We start from the raw sequence: 16,881 nt of genomic DNA on the forward strand, positions 1-16,881 counted from the left end.
CGGGCCCGCCAGACCCAGCGAAAAGCCGTGGCCGCCCCTCCCTTTGGGAGGGGCGGCCACGGCTTTTATAGGGCTATTTAAACTGGTTGGTGCGCCCGTCGTATTCATAACCGATCCCGCGCAGGGTGTCGCGCAGGCGGCCCTCGTCAATGCCGCACTCCTCGCACAGCGCGCCGAGATTTGGATAATAATCCCGCAGCCTGGTGTTGATCACCCCCAGCAGGATCACCGGGTCCTTTGGCAGCTGCATGCGGATCACCTCCCCGTTTTATCCTGTGCCCGCCGGCGGGGTATTATGCTCTAAAACAGGCTCATCTGCCGCCCGAGCTCCAGCGCACGGCGGCGCACCTCGGCTTTCCCCCGCACGCAGGGCCCGTCGGGCAGGCGGGGTAAAAATTCGGACGGCTCGCCGCTGTAGAGGACGAGCAGCTCGTCCTTCGCCCGGGTCAGCCCCACATAGAAGAGCCGGCGCTCCTCCGCCATATCGCAGTCCTTCCCTTTTAAGGGCAGCAGGTCCTTCTGCGCTCCGCACAGGAAGACCACCGGGAATTCCAAGCCCTTGGCCCCGTGCAGGGTGGAAAGATGCACCGCGTCCGGGGCATAGGTCCGGCCGCCGCTGCGCACCACGTCGCTCTCCCGCCCAAGCGCGAGGTTTAAAAGGAAATCTTCCAGCGTCTCGTAGAGCACCGCCGTGTTCTGCAGCCGCTCGAGCGCGGGATCAAAGATTTCCCGGCTGCGGCACCACAGCTCGAGCAGCGCGTCCGGGCGGCCCTTTCCGATCAGGGGGGCGAAGCGGGCGATCAGCTCCGCCAGGGCGCCCCCCTCCTCCTCGCCCTGCAGCAGGAGCGCCAGGCGCTCGGGGGTTTGCTCGCCCATGCGGTAGCGCCCGATAATCCCGTCGGCGCCCATGTTCTCGGCACGCAGCCAGCCGCGCAGGGACAGCAGGTCGTGCGGTTCCCAAAGGTAGCGCAAAAAGTCCAGCACCCGGCGCACCGGCCGCTCGGCGAGCAGTCCGTCCCGCCCCGCGACGACATAGGGAATCCCCTCCTTTTGCAGGCATTCCTCGATCAAAGCGGCCTGGCGATGGGTGCGGTAGAGCACCCCGATGTCCGAAAAGCTCAGGTTCTCCCGGCTCTGTCCCTCCTTTGCGCCGTGCGCCTCGAGCATGTCCACGCCGCCGACCATCCGGCCGATCTCCTTGGCGATAAAGATCGCCTCGGAATAGGGATCCTCGGCCTTTAAAATGCGCACTTGCTCCCCGCTCTGGCGCTGCGGCCAAAGCCCGCGGGGCGGGCCGTCCGCCTCGATGAGCGGCAGTGCCGCGCCGAGAATCTCAGGGGTCGAGCGGTAGTTTTGGCGCAGCCGCACGGTGAGCGCGCCGGGGCGCTCCTGCAAAAAGCGCTCGAAGCAGCGCGCCGAGGAGCCGCGGAAGCCGTAGATCGACTGGTCCGGGTCCCCGATGGCAAAAATGCTCTTCGATTTCTGCCCCCAGCACTCGATCAGCCGGTACTGGGTGTCGCTGATGTCCTGGAACTCGTCGATCAGCAGATGGGTAAACCGGCTGTGCAGCTTCTTCGCCTGCCGCTCGTCCCCGAAGAGGGCCAGCGCGCGCAGCAGGATGTCGTCGTAATCCATCGCGCCGTACTGCGCGAGCGCGGCACAGTAGTCCTCAAAAACTCCGTCCGGCAGGGCATGCTTTTCCGGAAGGCCGTTTTTGCGCCGCGAGATGGCGTCGAGCAGGTCGCGGGCCTTCCCCTTGATCCCACGCGCCTTTAAAATGTCCTCCACGAGGGCGAGCGCGCCATATTCGTCCACCACCGCCGGGCGCTCTGTCTGTGGGATCAGCTCGAGCGAGATGGAATGGAAGGTGCCGATCTGCAAGGCGTTCGCCGCCCGCTTCCCGAGCGTCTTTTGCAGCCGCTGCCGCATCTCCCCGGCCGCCTTGTTGGTAAAGGTGACGGCGGTGATCTCAGAGGGCTTCGCCCCCCGCTGCCCGATCAGCTCAGCCACCCGCCCGACGAGGGTGCGCGTCTTCCCGGTTCCGGGCCCCGCGATCACTGCCACCGCGGGAGCGGCGCTCGCGGCCGCCTCATGCTGCTCGGCGCTGAGCCCCTCGGGCCCCGGCGCTTCCCTGGCTGCCGCTTCCTTTGCCGCCGGGCGCGGCTCCGGCGTGTACTCCCGTTTCTTTGGGGGCGCGGCGGCCTCCTCCCCGAAAAAGAAGAGCTGGCCGGTGAGCAGGCCGCGCTCGTGCTCGCTGAGGATCTGTACCCGTCCGTACTCCCCGTCGTAGCCGGGCCGCACCTCGACTTGCCCCGCGCGCAGGCGGCGCACCCCCTCGGCGACATAGCCGCCCGCGCACCGCTCGATCTCCCCGACCGGCGTCTCCCTCAGGATCTGAAACTCCGGCCCGAGCTGGCGCAGCAGGTAGTCATATTGCTTTTGCACCCGCACGCTGCCGCTGCCAAGGCCGGTGGAGGCCGCGATCACCTCGGGCAGCGGCACCAGGCTCTCGAAGGGCTTGGCCACGGCGGGACGGTACCCCTCGGGCCGGTCCGCCAGCTCCTCGACCCGGTGGAGCACCCCCACCGTGATCCTGCCGCCGCAGACCGGGCAGCGCCCGCCCTGCTCGCCGGTTTCGGCCGGGCGCAGGCAGACGCCGCATTTGCGGTGCCCGTCGTAATGGTACTTCCCCTCCTCGGGGAAAAATTCGATGGTGCCGTAAAAGCCCTCGTGCCGCTCGCCGCCGATCGCTTGCCGCAGCGCGGGGTAGCTCATGGAGCAGGTGAGCAGGTTGCATTCCCGCCCGAGCTTTTGCGGGGAGTGGGCGTCCGAATTGGAGACGAGCAGGTAACGGTCCAAAGCACTCAGCCTCCAGTTCATCGGCGGGTCGGAACTGAGCCCCGTCTCGAGCGCATGGATTTCTCCTGTCAGGTCCCCGAAGCATTCCTCGATGGTGTCAAAGCCCGAATAGGCCCCAAAGAGGGAGAAGTGCGGCGTCCAGATGTGCGCCGGGATAAAGACTGCCTCGGGGCAGACGTCCAGCGTGATTTCCAACAGGTCCCGGCTGCTCAGCCCCAGGATCGGCCGCCCGTCCGAATGCAGGTTGCCGATCGCCTCCAGCCTGTGCGAGAGGGACGCGGCCGCTTCCAGCGAGGGGAGCAGAATGAGGTTATGGACCTTGCGCACCCGCCCGCCCTGCTTATAGATCGAGCTGATCTCCCCGCTGACGACGAAGCGCGGCTCCTCCCCCTTGCCCGCGACCCCGGCCGGCAGGCGGTATTCCTCCCTCAGGGTATAGAGCCCCTCCTCGGCGGGGCGCAATTTTTCGTAAAGCTCCGCCCGCCAGCCCGGGTGGGTGAAGTCCCCGGTGCCCAAAAGGTGGATCCCCTTGCGCCGCGCGTGGCGATCCAGCGCCTCGGGCGCGCAGTCCCGGCTGGTGGCCCGCGCGTAGTGGGAGTGGATATGTAAATCTGCGATCAGCATTGTCTGGCTCCTTTCTTCCCGGAGGCGGGGCCCATGGGCTTACCGTCCTCCCGGCGGCCCCTTAAGCCTTCCGGGCGTTCATGCGGGCGATGATTTCTGCCACCACTTTTGTCTTGGCGTCGGCATAGTCCTGTACGTATTTCCAGGTTTTTTGGGCAAGCTCCCGCTTGGTGCGCGCGTAGAGGTCCCGGTCGGCAGGGTGGCTTCGCAGCCAGTCGCGAAAGGCGAGCATACGCTCCGCCTCCTCGCAGCCGAGCGAAAACACATGCAGGTTGACCGGAGGATTTGTGCCCTTAAACATCCTATGCCCGTACCAGTCCGGCTCCCGGATCCGGAAGATGTAGCCCGCGCGCTCGAGCAAGCCGGCATAGTCCTCCTCCCTGGCCGCGTTTTCGACCAGCAGCAGGATATCCAGGATCGGCTTCGCGCACAGTCCCGGCACCGACGTGGACCCCACATGTTCGACAGCGAGCGCACGCGGGCCCAGCGCGCCGCGAATTTTCTCCTCCTCGCGCCCGAACCCGGCGGGCCAGCTCTTGTCGTACTCGCACAGGCTGATCTGCCCGTTGTGCACCGTGGCGCCGCCGATGGTGACCTTGTTTAAATACTCCTCCGTGCTCACAGTTGCCCTCCCCCTTATCATGATTTTCCTATCTTCCATCTTAGCACACCGGAGAGCTTCGCACAATGCCGGAGCGCCGCCTTGACAAAAGGGCGGCGCATGATTAAAATGAAGGAAGTGCAAAGGGGCACGCAGGGAAAGCGCAGGCTTTCCGGCGTGCTCCTTTATTTTTTTGAAGGGGCGGGATGGATCGCAAACGCGCCGTGTATGATAACGCGGGAGAGGGGCAAACTTTCGACTATGAAGGCTCCCCCGCTAACCTGGCCGCCCGCAAAACAGCCGATAGAAAGGATTGATGAACCGTGAGCAGATTTTTAATCGACCGCTTTCAGGGGATGGAGGGCTACCAGCTCGGCGAGCAGCCCAAGGACCGGGAGTACATCAAGCTCAACGCCAACGAATCCCCTTTCCCGCCCTCGCCCCTGGTGCTCGCCTCGGTCACCGGGGAGCTCCAGCGCGCCCAGCGCCTCTACCCCGATCCGGCCTGCACCGAAATCCGCCGGGAGGTCGCAAGGCTCTACGGTCTGCCGATGGAAAAGATCTTTTGCGACGCGGGGTCGGATGTGATCCTCGGCTACGCCATCCAGGCCTTCGGCGGCAGGGGGCGCCCCGTCTGCTTCCCGGACGTGACCTACAACTTTTATAAGGTTTGCTGCCGCACCTTCGGCGTTCCCTTTCACGAGGTGCCGCTGCGCGAGGACTTTCAGCTCGCGGTCGAAGACTACCGGGGGCGCAGGGGCTGCGTCTTTATCCCCAATCCCAACGCCCCCACCGGCCTGACGCTGACCCTGGAGCAGATTGAGCGGCTGCTCGCGCAGGACCGCGACCGCCTGGTGCTGATCGACGAGGCCTACGTCGATTACGGCAACGAGAGCTGCATCCCCCTCACCGCGCAATATGACAACCTTCTGGTGGTGCGCACCCTCTCCAAGGCATATTCCCTGGCGGGCGCGCGCATCGGCTTCGCGGTGGGCAGCGAAGCGGTGATCAAAGACCTTAACGCGCTCAAGGATTCCTTCAACCCGGACAGCATTTCCACCCTCTCTCATGCGGCGGGGGCCGCCGCGCTGCGGGACCAGGCGTATATGCGCCGGTGCGTGGGCGCTGTGATGGAGACCCGCGACTGGCTCAAGGAGGAGCTGCGTGCGTTCGGGTTCACCCTGACCGACTCGCACACCAGTTTCCTGCTCGCCTCCCCCAAGGGGATCAGCGCGCCGGAGTACGCCAAAAAATTGCGCGAGCGGGGGATCCTCATCCGCTACTACCCCCAGCCGAGGATCGATGACTACGTGCGCATCTCGATCGGCAGCCGGGAGCAGATGGAGCACTTTTTACAGGCTACCAAGGAAATCCTCGCCGCGCTCTGACGGCAGGCCGGGGAAACCCCTTGATAGGGTTTCCCCACGCAAAAACCTCCCACAGGGAGCTTTTTGCTCCCCTTCCTGATCTTTGGGAGGATTTGCGGCCGCGGGTGTCAGTACCCCGGAAAAGACCGCGGGCGCCGCCCGCACCCGCTCAAGGGTTGTAAACCCTTGAGAATCCCAATCATTTTTGAAGAGAGGGGCCCGACGTCTTAAAAGGCGTCCGGGGAAGCGGCAGAGCTTTTCGGAATGAAAATTTTTTTCAGGTCCGAGAGGCGCGCCGCTCGCAGAGCGGGCATGCGCCCAACTGCCCTCTTTGGACTCCAAAGTCCGGATTGCGGAAAAGCGCGGTGGAAATTCCACCGCGCTTTTTTTGTGCGCAGCGTAAAGTGCCGTATTGTAAATGCTGATCGACCAAATGCGGGATGAAAATTGCCGCCTCGCATACCGGTTTCCCGCGCGAATTGGGAGCGGCAGCCTGCCGCCCTTTTTCACAGTGGGGACACAATTTCTTTGGGGCGAGTTTACAAGTGCCCGCCCAAGCTGGTATAGTATAGGCATGAGAGATCAAAGATAAATGAGGAAACGTTATGTCACTGTTTACATGCAACTTTTTCAGCAAAATCCTGATGACCCCCACCCGGGTCAACGTCTGCCTGCCCTCGTCGGGCAGCAGCGAAACGCTGACGCAAAGCCTCGATATGCTCTACGCCAAAAGGGAGCCCCTCCGGGCGCTCTACCTGCTGCACGGGATGAACGGGGACGAGAGCGCCTGGCTGCGCAAGACCAACGTCGAGCGCTACGCCCAGCGCCACAATCTCGCGCTCGTCATGCCGCACGGGGAGAACGGCTTTTACATTGACATGGCGCACGGCGCGCAGTGGTTTACTTATCTCACCGAGGAGCTCCCCCGCTTTATCGGCGCCTCCTTCCCGGTGTCCTCCCGGCGGGAGGACACCTATATCGCCGGGCTTTCGATGGGCGGCTACGGCGCCTTCAAGGCGGCGATGACCTATCCGCAGCGCTACGCCGCCTTCGGCTCCTTCTCGGGAGCGCTCGACATCGAGGCGGTGGCCGCCGCCGCAAAGGGGCAGGGGCTCGAGCGCCAGGCACAGGACGTCTTTGGCGGGAAGCCCATCGCCGGGAGCGAAAACGACCTCTTCGCGCTGACCGGGCGGGCGATGGCGTCCGGGAATAAACTCCCGCGCGCCTACCTGTCCTGCGGGGACGCGGACGAGGCCTGCTACTCGATGAACCTCAAGATGCGCTCCTTTTTGCTGGAGCGCTCCTACCCCCTCACCTGGTGCAAGGTGCCGGGCGGGCGGCACGACTGGGACGTATGGGAGGCGCAGATCCAGCGCTTCCTCGACTGGCTGGACCAATAAGGAGACGATATGCAACTGGACAAACAGACCTTTCAGCGGCTGCTGCTGTTGGTGGCCTTCGGAGTGGGGCTCTACTGGGGGCTGCAAAACCTCGACGACCTCGGCGCCTTTCTCGGGGTACTGCTGGGGCTGGTCATGCCCTTCCTCATCGGCGGATGCGTGGCCTTCATCCTCAACGTGCCGATGCGCGCCCTCGAACGGGCGCTCTTTGCGCGGTATGAAAAATCCAAATCGCGCCCCGGCCGGATCGCCTACAAGCTGCGCCGGCCGCTGAGCCTGGTACTCACCATTCTGCTGGTGCTGGGCGTCATCGCGGTGGTGCTCTTCCTCATCCTGCCCGAGGTGGGGCGCAGCCTCGGCATGCTCGCGGCGAATATCCCACCCTTCATCGAGCGGGCGACACAGCTCCTGCAGCAGTATTCCGACCAGGTCCCCCTGATTTCCTCCTGGCTCTCGTCGCTCGAGCTGGACTGGTCGGGAATCGTCAAAAGCACCTGGGATTTCCTGCAAAACGGGGCGGGCACCCTGCTCGGCTCGGTGATGGGGGCGGCGATGTCCATCCTGGGCGGGCTGCTCACCGCCGTATTGGCGGCCGTCTTCTCGGTCTATATCCTGCTGCAAAAGGAAAAGCTGGGTGCGCAGTGCAAAAAGCTGCTCTACGCCTTCCTGCCGCAGGAGCGCGCCGGCCAGACCCTTTCGATCGCGGCGCTCTCGAGCCGCACCTTCGCCAGCTTCCTCTCAGGGCAGTGCCTTGAGGCGGTGATTTTGGGCTGCCTCTTCTTCATCGCAATGAGCGTGCTGCGCTTCCCCTATGCGCTGATGATCAGCGTGCTGGTGGGCTTTACCGCGCTGATCCCCCTCTTCGGGGCCTTCATCGGCTGCGCGGTGGGCGCGTTCATGATTTTGATCATCGATCCCATGCGCGCGCTCTGGTTCGTCATTCTCTTCTTGGTACTCCAGCAGATCGAGGGGAACCTCATCTATCCCAAGGTGGTGGGCGGCTCGGTCGGGCTGCCCTCGATCTGGGTGCTGGTGGCGGTGACCATCGGCGGCAGCACCATGGGGATTGCGGGGATGCTGCTCTTCATCCCGCTTTGCTCGGTGCTCTACGCGCTGCTGCGCAGGACGGTCTATGAGCGGCTGCAAAAGAAGGAGGTCCCGCCCGGGGAATGGGAGTCCCCTCCGGGCGGCGGGACAAAGTGACGGGAAATCCCAACAATAATTGTGGAACCCGGTAGCTGTTCAAACCGGGGCGAAAGGTGTAAAATAAAGGAAAAGGGCCTTTGCCCCCGGTCAGGAGGAGTTTTGCACCTTGGCGGTCTGACAACCGCCATTTCGGCAAAGCCGAAGCCGGCGCGGCTCCCAGGAAAGGAATGGTCATAACAATGCTCGAACATGTGGACCTGCAACGAAAAATGACGAAGGTGGAATACCGCATGGACACCGACGTGCTCAAACGGGAGCTCGCCCTGCTGCAGCACACCCTCAAGGACAAGGGCCTCCCGGTGATCGTCCTGTTCGAGGGATGGGGCGCCGCGGGGAAGGGCAGCCTCATATCGGACATGATCCTCACGCTGGACCCGCGCAGCTATAAGGTGTTTTCCACTGTCTCCCCCACCGCCGAGGAGCGGCGCCGCCCCTGGCTGTGGCGGCACTGGTGCAGGATCCCCGAGCGCGGGCGGATCGCGGTGTTCGACCGCAGCTGGTATCCCGAAACCTCGATCGAGAGGATCGAGGGGAACCTCAGCGAGGCGCAGGCCAAGCGGCGGCTGGAGAGCGTCAACCGCTTTGAGCGGCAACTGACCGACGACGGATACCTGGTGATCAAGTTCTTTCTGCACATCTCGCAGAAGGAGCAGAAAAAGCGGCTCAAAAAGCTCTCCGAGTCCAAGGAGACCCAGTGGCGCGCCACCAGGCAGGACTGGGAGCGCAACGAAAAATACGAGGAATATTATAAGGTTTTCGACGAGATGCTCGAGGCCACCGACACCGAGTGCGCCCCCTGGCACCTCATCGGCTGCACCGACCGGCGCAGCGCGCTGAGCGAGGTCTACCACATCATGGTGGACTCGATTCGCCAGGCGCTGGCCGAAGGAGAGGAGAGGAAGGCGGCCGCGCCCAAGCAGGACGGAAAGATCGACCCCGGCCCCTTCTCGCTGGTGAAAATCCCCAGCCTGCGCGAGGTCAGCCTCGACAAGACGGCGCCGGAAAACTACAAGGAGCTGCTGAAGGAAAAGCAGGAGCACCTGCGCGCCATCCACAACCGCCTCTACTTACAGAAAGTCCCGGTGGTCATCGTCTACGAGGGCTGGGACGCCGCCGGCAAGGGCGGGAACATCAAGCGCCTGGCCGCGGCGCTCGACCCGCGCGGCTACGAGGTGGTCCCCATCGCCGCGCCCACCCCGACCGAGCTCAGTCACCACTACCTCTGGCGGTTCTGGGAAGGGGTGCCCAAGGACGGGCACGTCGCCATCTTCGACCGCAGCTGGTACGGCCGGCTGATGGTCGAGCGGATCGAGGGCTTCTGCACGCCGGAAGAATGGCACCGGGCTTACCGGGAGATCAACGAATTTGAAAAGGAGCTCTTCGACCGGGGCGCGATCCTCTTAAAATTCTGGATCCACATCGACAAGGACGAGCAGCTGCGCCGCTTCAACGACCGGGAGAACACCCCCGAGAAGCGCTGGAAGATCACCGACGAGGACTGGCGCAACCGCGAAAAGTGGGACCAGTACGAGATCGCGGTAGACGATATGCTGCGCTACACCTCCACCGACTTCGCCCCCTGGACCATCGTGGAGTCCCAAGACAAGAAGCTCGCCCGGCTCAAGACCCTGGATACCGTGATCGCCGCGGCGGAAAACCGGTTGTAAACCGCTATATAAGAAATAAGGGCTGGAACCCCCCGGGGTTCCAGCCCTTTTATTTTGAATAGACCGGGAGCGCTACCGCTTGCGCGCCCTGCCGCCCAGCCGGTCGAGCAGGCCGCGCAGCCGGCCGCCGAAGGCCTGCGGCTGGCCCTCCTCCTCAAAGGGGGCGGCGAAGTACTCCTGCAGGTATATCTGGCTCTCCAGCGCCGCCTCGTCCCCTGTGCGCGGGGGCTTGACGTAGCTCCCGTCCGGGAGCATATCCCAGGCCTTGACGTTGTCCCGCCGGAACGCGTCGAGGATTTCCAGCACCCGCGCGCGCAGGTCGGGGGAGCGCACCCCGGCGAAAACCTCCACCCGCCGGTGGGTGTTGCGGTTGAGTAGGTCGCCCGACCCGATGTAGATCTGCTGCCGGGACCCCCTGCCGAAGACGAAGATGCGCGAGTGCTCGAGATACCGGCCCACCACGCTGCGAACCGTCAGGAGGTCGGTGTAGCCCTCCACCCCCGGGCGGATGCAGCAGATCCCGCGGATGAACAGCTCGATCTGCACCCCGGCTCTTGAGGCCTCGACGAGCTTCTCCATGACCTCCATGCAGTTGAGGGAATTGACCTTGATCCCGACGTAGCCCTCGCCCTCCGCCTTCTGGATGGCGATCTCCTCGTCGATGGCGCAGAGCACCTTGTCGAGGTAGCAGTTCGGCGCGGCCCAGAGGGTGCGGGTGCGCTCGACCGTCTCGCCCATGCACAGGGCGCCGAAGATGTCGTTTGCGTCCTGCCCGACCGTCTCGTCCGAGGTGATCAGGCACAGGTCGGTGTACAGCTCGGCGGTCTTTTCGTTGTAGTTGCCGGTGCCAATCTGGGTCAGGTGGGTGATCTTGCCGTGCACCTTGCGGGTGATGAGACAGAGCTTGGCGTGCACCTTGTAGTCGCTGAGCCCATAGATCACGGTGCACCCGGCGTCCTCGAGGAGCTTGGCGTAGTCGATGTTGCTCTGCTCGTCGAAGCGCGCGCGCAGCTCAAGCACACAGAGCACCTCCTTGCCCCGCTCGGCCGCCGCGCAGAGCGCCGAGGCGATCCGGCTGCGGTTGGCCAGGCGGTAGAGGGAAATCTTGACCGAAACCACCGTCGGGTCCTCCGCCGCGGCGTAGAGCAGGTCGATGAAGGGCTTCATGCTCTGGAAGGGGTAGGAGAGCAGCACATCGTGCTCGGTACAGTATTTGATGGCGTCCCGCTTGGAAAAATCGATCGGCAGCGAGGGGCGCAGCTCGCGAAAGCTCAGGTCCTTGCGGGAAAGGTTGAGGTTCCCGGGCAGCGAGAAGCCGAAGGAGAAGTCCAGCGGAATCGCGCTGACCATGATGTGGTCGGACGCGATACCCAGCCGCTTGCACAGATGCCGGCGCAGCCGCTCGCTGGGGGCCTGCGCCAGCTGGGCGCGCACGATCGAGAGGCGCCGGCGCTTTTTTAAGAGCTCCTGCATGATCCCGCGGAAGTCCACGTCGTAGTCGAACAGCCCCTCGTTGACCGAGATGTCGGCGTTGCGGGTGACCCGCAGGATGTTCTTCTCCACGATCTCATACTTCGAGTAGAGCTTCTGCGCGAAGTGGCAGACGATGTCGGCGGTGAAGACCACCTTCTGGCGGTTGTCCACGCTGAACACAAAATACTGCGGCAGGTGGGAAACCGGGACAATCCCGAGCTTGATCACCTCATCCTTGGTGGCGAACAGGGAGATGACATACTGCTCCTTGCTCTTCAAAAAGGGGAAGGGGTGGTGCCGGTCGATAATCTGCGGGGAGAGCAGGGGCAGGATGTCCTCCAAAAAATACTTCTGGGCGATCAGCTCCTCGACCTGGTTGATCCTGTGCACGTCAACCAGGTCCACCCCCAGCTCCTTGAGCTGCTGGCGGATCACCCCATAGGCGCTCTCGCACAGCGGCGCGAAGGAGGCCACCTTCTCGATGATGGCTGCAATCTGCTCGTCGGCGTTCATCCCGGTCTTGTCGTCCGTCTTCTGCGCGTCGAGCAGGCTCTGGTCGGTCAGCGACCCGACCCGCACCATGAAAAATTCGTCGAGGTTGGAAAAATAGATCGCCTCGAACTTCAGCCGCTCGAAGAGGGGGACTGCGTCGTCGAGCGACTCGAGCAGCACCCGCTTATTGAATTCCAGCCAGCTGAGCTCCCGGTTGACAAAGAGGGCTTTCGGCAGTGCCGTGCCCATCATATCGTCCATGAGAAAAGCCTCCCCTGCGCCTGGCGCAACCGTGTTACCAGTATTATACCAGCATCCCTGTCCGGGAACAAGCGCTCACGGGCCGTTTTCGCCGGAGAATTCCCAAGCGGGCGTAAAGCGGCGGTAAAAACCGCAACCGGCTGTAGACATGTGTTGATATTAGGTTTGGTAAGCCGCTCCTTGCCGAAATAACCAAAAAGGATCCCTACACTTTTTCAGTGTAGGGATCCTTCGCCTTATTATACCAAATAAGGCGCACTTGACTTAGGTCGATAAACGGAAAGTAACAGATCGCTGTATCACACGTCCTCTGTCAGTTCAAATCCTCTTCAATAAGGATACAAACAGATTCTTCTTCCTTTTTTTGGCCCGTTATAGTATAATTGTGTTATGCAACTGAACGCTATCCCAGTGTCAAAAAGGAGGACATCATGAAGAAGTCCAAGGTCTATTTTACCAACCTTCGCACCCGCGAAGGGCACAATCTCCTGCAGAAGCTGGAGCAACTCGTCAAGGAGGCGGGGATCGAGCAGATCGACTTTGAAAACAAATTTACCGCTATCAAAATCCATTTTGGCGAGATCGGCAACCTTGCCTATCTGCGCCCGAACTATTCCCGGGTTCTGGTGGACCTTGTCAAGGCGCACGGCGGAAAGCCCTTCCTCACCGATTGCAACACCCTCTACGTCGGCCAGCGCAAGAACGCGCTGGACCACATGGACACCGCCTATCAAAACGGCTATAACCCCTTTGCCACCGGCTGTCACGTCATCATTGCCGACGGGCTCAAGGGGACCGACGAGGAGTTGGTGCCAATCAGTGGCGAATATGTCAAGGAGGCCAAGATCGGCCGGGCGATCATGGACGCGGATGTGTTCATCTCGCTGAACCACTTTAAGGGCCACGAGGCGACCGGTTTCGGCGGCGCGCTCAAAAATATCGGAATGGGCTGCGGCTCCCGCGCGGGCAAGATGGAGATGCACTCCTCCGAAAAGCCCTTCGTGGACCGGGAGCTCTGCATCTCCTGCGGCGCCTGCAAAAAGAGCTGCGCGCACGACGCCATCTCCTTCCCGCAGAAGAAGGCCCAGATCGACCACGACAGGTGCGTGGGCTGCGGAAGGTGTATCGGTGTCTGCCCGGCCGACGCGGTACAGCCGATGAACGACGAGACCAACGACATTCTCAACAAGAAGATCGCCGAATACACCCTCGCGGTGCTCAAGGGCCGTCCGAACTTCCATGTCAGCCTGGTCATCGACGTTTCCCCCTTCTGCGACTGCTATGAGCTCAACGACCTGCCGATCATCCCGGACGTGGGGATACTCGCCTCCTTCGACCCGGTGGCGCTCGACCGCGCCTGCGTGGACCTGTGCAACCAGCAGCCGGTGATCGAGGGGAGCTACCTGGGGGAACGCCCGCACGAGCACGACCGCTTCTGCTGCACCCATCCCGAGACCAACTGGCAGGTGGGGCTGGACTACGCCGAGCAGATCGGTCTGGGCACCCAGGACTACGAGTTGATCGAAATCTAATGTGCAAAAAGAAGCGCCGGAGTTTCCGGCGCTTCTTTTCATGAGTGCTTAATCCTTTTCGTTTTCCAGCTGCAGGTTAAGCTGGCGCACTATTTCGGGCGGGAATTGGGAGCGCGCGCAGGTCTCCTCCACGCTCAGTCCCATCCTGAGAAAGCGCTTGACGACGAATTCCATGCTCTCGCCGATCTCGACGATGTGTTTGTCCAGGTCATAAAACCGGAAGGTCCTCTGGCCCCAGGGACATTCCTGCAGCCCGTGCAGCAGCTCGATTCCGGGATAAGCCTTCACCTTCTCAAAAATCTTTTCGATCTCGTCCTCCTCGAAGTAGATCTCGGTGTTGTGGGAGCGGACCACCCGGCTGGCCGGGTCGAGCCCCACCAGCTCGCAAAAGCCCTCCTGAAACGTGAGTCCCCGCTCGAAGGACAGATTGGTGCCAAAGTCGAACATTACCTTCTGGCCCAGCACCTCTTCATAAAACTTACGTGCGCGGCGAATGTCCTCCACCGCGAACAGCGCACCCTGATACAGCATATCTCTACCATTCCTTTCCCGGAAGCGATCAGCCTCCCCGTTATCATTAGGATACCCCAAATTGGGAACCCGGAATTGTAAAAAAGCGACACGCAAGCAAAAAAGGGCGTTCCGGCAAAGCCGGAACGCCCTTTTTAATATTTAGTCCTCGATGATCATATGGTTGTTGATCAGGTCGGCCAGCGCGCTGTGGTTGTTGTCTGCCACCACCAGCTGGGCCTGGGCCTTGATGTCGTCCGGGGCGTTGGCCGGGGCCACGCCGAAGCCGGATTCCAGGATCATGCTCAGGTCGTTGTAGAAGTCCCCGATGACCGCCATATCCTCCAGCTTGTAACCGAGGTTGTCCGCGATCCACTTGAGGGTGTCCCCCTTGGAGATGTCCGCCGGCAGGATTTCGAGGTAATAGGGCGCGGAAAAGACGCAGGAGAACCCGTCGCTGCCGATTTCCTCGGCGATGGCCCGTTCAACCTCTTTGAGCTGGGCATTCTCGCCGTAGACCAGCAGCTTCATGCAGTCCCGGCTGCGCTCCTCGAAGGAGCGGTAGACGTGCTCCTGCTTCTCGTTGGTGATGTAGTGGTCGATCACACAGTCGCGGTTGAGCAGCTGGATCGGCCCTTCGCAGTAAACCTCGACGCAGGCGGTCGGGCAGACGCGGATCGCCAGCCTCCCCAGCCGTTCGACCAGATCGTAGTCAAGGCAGTTCTGGTGCAGGAATTTCTTCCCCTCGAAGTCGTAAACGGCGGCGCCGTTGTAGAGGATGGAGGGCATGTTGAGCGGAGCGCCCTTCAGCAGGGGCTTGGCGATGAGCTCGCTTCTCCCGGTGGCGACGGCGAACTTTCCTCCCGCGTCGATATACCGCTTGATGGCGGCGACATTCTCATCCGAGATATCCTTGGTGTCGGTCAGCAGGGTTCCGTCCATGTCGGCGTACAAATAGGGTTTGAGCAGTTTGCTCATTGGTACCAGCCCTTTCCTCGATAAATTTCAGTCCGTGTTTTATTATACGACACCGCCCGCCTTCTTTCAATCCGTAGATTGACCAATTGTAAGGGGGCCCGGGCGCTTGCTTTGTATGGATTATCACGCTATAATATTTGAATGACCTCCCGGCGCTCGCCGGGAGGAATTGTATCAACATTGCGAGGTGCCGACACCCATGTCCAACAGCAATTCGCTCCTCACCCTGCGCAAGGGGCTTTACGACGGGCTGCCCATCTGCCTGGGATACCTGTCCGTCTCCTTCACCTTCGGCATGATGGCGACCGAGAACGGGCTGCCCGCCTGGGTCGCGCTGCTGATCTCCATGACCAACCTGACCTCGGCCGGGCAGTTTGCAGGCCTTGCGCTGATCGTTTCAGGCGGTCTATATCTGGAAGTCGCCGTGACCACCTTTGTCATCAACATCCGCTATATGCTCATGTCCCTCTCCCTCTCGCAGAAGCTCGACCCCAGGATGAGCACCTGGAAGCGCTGCGTGCTGGCCTTCGGCAACACCGACGAAATTTTCGCGGTGGCCATGCAGCAGCAAGGGGAGGTAAACGCCCAATACCTCACCGGGTTGATCCTAACCCCCTATTTCGGCTGGGCGGCGGGCACCCTGCTGGGCGCGACCGCCACCGGCTTTCTGCCCGCTTCGGTGCGCAGCGCGCTGGGGATCGCCATCTATGGGATGTTTCTCGCCATCATCGTGCCTCCGGCGCGAAAGCTGCGCCCAGTGGCCGTCACCGTCGCGCTGGCGGCGGCGGTCAGCTGCGTGTTCCGCTACACCCCGCTGCTGCGAAACCTTTCCGCCGGCTGGGTGATCATCATCTGCGCCCTGATCGCCGCGGGCTTCGCGGCGCTGCGCTACCCGGTGGACGACGCCGAGGGAGAGGAGGGCGCCTCATGAATCTCACAAGAGTTCTGGTCTGCGTCGCCATCATGGCGGGTGTAACCTATCTGGTGCGCATGCTGCCGCTGGCGATTTTTCGTAAAAAGATCCGCAACCGGTTTGTCATCTCGTTCCTCTCCTACGTGCCCTATGCGGTGCTTGCGGCGATGACTTTACCAGACATCCTATACTCCACCGCCTCCATGCTCTCCGCGCTGGCGGGTCTGATTACCGCGGTGCTTCTGGCCCAACGGGGAAAGGGATTGCTGACCGTTGCGCTGGGCGCGGTGGCGATGGTTTTTCTCGCTGAGCGCCTGCTCCCATTGGCGGGATTATTAAATATGTAAGCAGCATAAAAAAGAGTTCCAAGGGGGCGACGCCTCCTTGGCGGGTGCGGGCGGAGCCCGCGACCTTTCCTAGGTCGCTGGTACTCACGGCTACAAATCCTCTTAAAGATCAGGAAGGGGAGCAAAAAGCTCCCAGTGGGAGGTTTTTGCGTGGGGGAACCCTATCAAGGGGTTCCCCCAAAGCGGCGGCGGGGCGCCGCACCCAATTCGCGGCGGCAGGGTGCCGCTTGCCTATTCGCGGCGGCGGGGCGCCGCTTGCCTATTCGCGGCGGCGGGGCGCCGCTACCTATTCGCGCTCTCTACTTTCGTGGAGGGCGCAAATTTTTTTGCACGCGCTGGAAGTTTTTAAAAAAGCTCTTGACTTCCTGTCGCCACTAGAATATAATTGTCGTAGCAACAGGAAGGAGGTGAGTAGGTCGCAAAAGAAGACAGGACGTCCTGTGTCGCCTGATTCCAAACATACAATGTTTCGTGTTCGGCTTGGTGATGATTCGCTCGTCAAATTGGAAGAATGTGCCAAGGCATTAAAAACAACAAAATCGGACATTGTACGCAGGGGAATCGATACGATACACGACAGCCTCAAAAAATGAAGGAAGCGGCGCACATCTTCCAATAGCCACCGCTTCCCCCGCACACAGCCCCCGAAAG

At 62.0% G+C, this 16,881-nt stretch carries 13 protein-coding genes; 7 read left to right on the forward strand and 6 right to left on the reverse strand.

What is annotated here, in order from left to right:
- Window positions 1-73: 73 nt before the first annotated feature.
- The 3 genes from B5477_RS13455 to B5477_RS13465 all read right to left on the reverse strand — a co-directional run bounded on the left by B5477_RS13455 (window position 74) and on the right by B5477_RS13465 (window position 4,105).
- The gene (locus B5477_RS13455) at window positions 74-250 is read right to left on the reverse strand and encodes a DUF4250 domain-containing protein (protein ID WP_079700153.1); all 177 of its coding nucleotides are present in this window, start codon (window positions 248-250) and stop codon (window positions 74-76) included.
- Window positions 251-300: 50 nt separating this feature from the next.
- Window positions 301-3,483, reverse strand: coding sequence for a UvrD-helicase domain-containing protein (locus B5477_RS13460; RefSeq protein ID WP_079700154.1), 3,183 nt, complete (start codon window positions 3,481-3,483; stop codon window positions 301-303).
- Window positions 3,484-3,544: 61 nt separating this feature from the next.
- On the reverse strand, window positions 3,545-4,105 hold the full coding sequence (locus tag B5477_RS13465) for a GrpB family protein (RefSeq protein ID WP_242942205.1): 561 nt from the start codon (window positions 4,103-4,105) through the stop codon (window positions 3,545-3,547).
- A gap of 302 nt (window positions 4,106-4,407) precedes the next feature.
- Here B5477_RS13465 and hisC point away from each other — a divergent pair, with 302 nt between their 5' ends.
- The 4 genes from hisC to pap all read left to right on the forward strand — a co-directional run bounded on the left by hisC (window position 4,408) and on the right by pap (window position 9,724).
- Entirely contained in the window at window positions 4,408-5,472 is a 1,065-nt protein-coding gene (gene hisC / locus B5477_RS13475; RefSeq protein ID WP_079700157.1) for a histidinol-phosphate transaminase, read from the forward strand.
- A gap of 584 nt (window positions 5,473-6,056) precedes the next feature.
- Window positions 6,057-6,851 (forward strand): alpha/beta hydrolase, encoded by a 795-nt coding sequence (locus B5477_RS13480; RefSeq protein WP_079700158.1) that lies wholly within the window; start codon window positions 6,057-6,059, stop codon window positions 6,849-6,851.
- Window positions 6,852-6,860: 9 nt separating this feature from the next.
- On the forward strand, window positions 6,861-8,054 hold the full coding sequence (locus B5477_RS13485; protein WP_079700159.1) for an AI-2E family transporter: 1,194 nt from the start codon (window positions 6,861-6,863) through the stop codon (window positions 8,052-8,054).
- A gap of 182 nt (window positions 8,055-8,236) precedes the next feature.
- Complete coding sequence (gene pap, locus B5477_RS13490; protein WP_079700160.1) at window positions 8,237-9,724, forward strand: polyphosphate:AMP phosphotransferase; 1,488 nt, start codon at window positions 8,237-8,239, stop codon at window positions 9,722-9,724.
- A 72-nt stretch (window positions 9,725-9,796) separates the two neighbouring features.
- Here pap and ppk1 read toward each other — a convergent pair whose 3' ends face one another.
- Entirely contained in the window at window positions 9,797-11,950 is a 2,154-nt protein-coding gene (gene ppk1 / locus B5477_RS13495; protein WP_079700161.1) for a polyphosphate kinase 1, read from the reverse strand.
- 431 nt (window positions 11,951-12,381) lie between these two features.
- On the opposite strand from ppk1, the gene B5477_RS13500 reads away from it, so the two are divergent.
- The gene (locus B5477_RS13500) at window positions 12,382-13,482 is read left to right on the forward strand and encodes a DUF362 domain-containing protein (RefSeq protein ID WP_079700162.1); all 1,101 of its coding nucleotides are present in this window, start codon (window positions 12,382-12,384) and stop codon (window positions 13,480-13,482) included.
- Between the two features lie 48 nt (window positions 13,483-13,530).
- On the opposite strand, the gene B5477_RS13505 is transcribed toward B5477_RS13500, so the two are convergent.
- Window positions 13,531-14,013, reverse strand: a complete 483-nt coding sequence (locus tag B5477_RS13505) for a VOC family protein (protein WP_079700163.1) — start codon at window positions 14,011-14,013, stop codon at window positions 13,531-13,533.
- Between the two features lie 141 nt (window positions 14,014-14,154).
- A complete protein-coding gene (locus tag B5477_RS13510) occupies window positions 14,155-14,970 on the reverse strand; it encodes a Cof-type HAD-IIB family hydrolase (RefSeq protein ID WP_079700164.1) in 816 nt (271 codons plus the stop codon).
- A gap of 199 nt (window positions 14,971-15,169) precedes the next feature.
- Between B5477_RS13510 and B5477_RS13515 the strand changes: the two genes are divergently transcribed.
- Both B5477_RS13515 and B5477_RS13520 read left to right on the forward strand, forming a co-directional pair.
- Window positions 15,170-15,901 (forward strand): AzlC family ABC transporter permease, encoded by a 732-nt coding sequence (locus tag B5477_RS13515; protein WP_079700165.1) that lies wholly within the window; start codon window positions 15,170-15,172, stop codon window positions 15,899-15,901.
- Complete coding sequence (locus tag B5477_RS13520; protein WP_079700166.1) at window positions 15,898-16,230, forward strand: AzlD domain-containing protein; 333 nt, start codon at window positions 15,898-15,900, stop codon at window positions 16,228-16,230. Before B5477_RS13515 ends, B5477_RS13520 begins: the two co-directional genes overlap by 4 nt.
- Window positions 16,231-16,881: the final 651 nt, after the last annotated feature.

Source organism: Provencibacterium massiliense, from assembly GCF_900169495.1.
Classification (GTDB): Bacteria; Bacillota; Clostridia; order Oscillospirales; family Ruminococcaceae; genus Harryflintia; species Harryflintia acetispora.

Bases quoted from the DNA above. Each gene is read 5' to 3' on its own strand.
- B5477_RS13455 (WP_079700153.1), bottom strand. From the start codon at position 250: ATGCAGCTGCCAAAGGACCCGGTGATCCTGCTGGGGGTGATCAACACC.
- B5477_RS13460 (WP_079700154.1), bottom strand. From the start codon at position 3,483: ATGCTGATCGCAGATTTACATATCCACTCCCACTACGCGCGGGCCACC.
- B5477_RS13480 (WP_079700158.1), top strand. From the start codon at position 6,057: ATGTCACTGTTTACATGCAACTTTTTCAGCAAAATCCTGATGACCCCC.
- B5477_RS13485 (WP_079700159.1), top strand. From the start codon at position 6,861: ATGCAACTGGACAAACAGACCTTTCAGCGGCTGCTGCTGTTGGTGGCC.
- pap (WP_079700160.1), top strand. From the start codon at position 8,237: ATGCTCGAACATGTGGACCTGCAACGAAAAATGACGAAGGTGGAATAC.
- ppk1 (WP_079700161.1), bottom strand. From the start codon at position 11,950: ATGGACGATATGATGGGCACGGCACTGCCGAAAGCCCTCTTTGTCAAC.
- B5477_RS13500 (WP_079700162.1), top strand. From the start codon at position 12,382: ATGAAGAAGTCCAAGGTCTATTTTACCAACCTTCGCACCCGCGAAGGG.
- B5477_RS13505 (WP_079700163.1), bottom strand. From the start codon at position 14,013: ATGCTGTATCAGGGTGCGCTGTTCGCGGTGGAGGACATTCGCCGCGCA.
- B5477_RS13510 (WP_079700164.1), bottom strand. From the start codon at position 14,970: ATGAGCAAACTGCTCAAACCCTATTTGTACGCCGACATGGACGGAACC.
- B5477_RS13515 (WP_079700165.1), top strand. From the start codon at position 15,170: ATGTCCAACAGCAATTCGCTCCTCACCCTGCGCAAGGGGCTTTACGAC.
- B5477_RS13520 (WP_079700166.1), top strand. From the start codon at position 15,898: ATGAATCTCACAAGAGTTCTGGTCTGCGTCGCCATCATGGCGGGTGTA.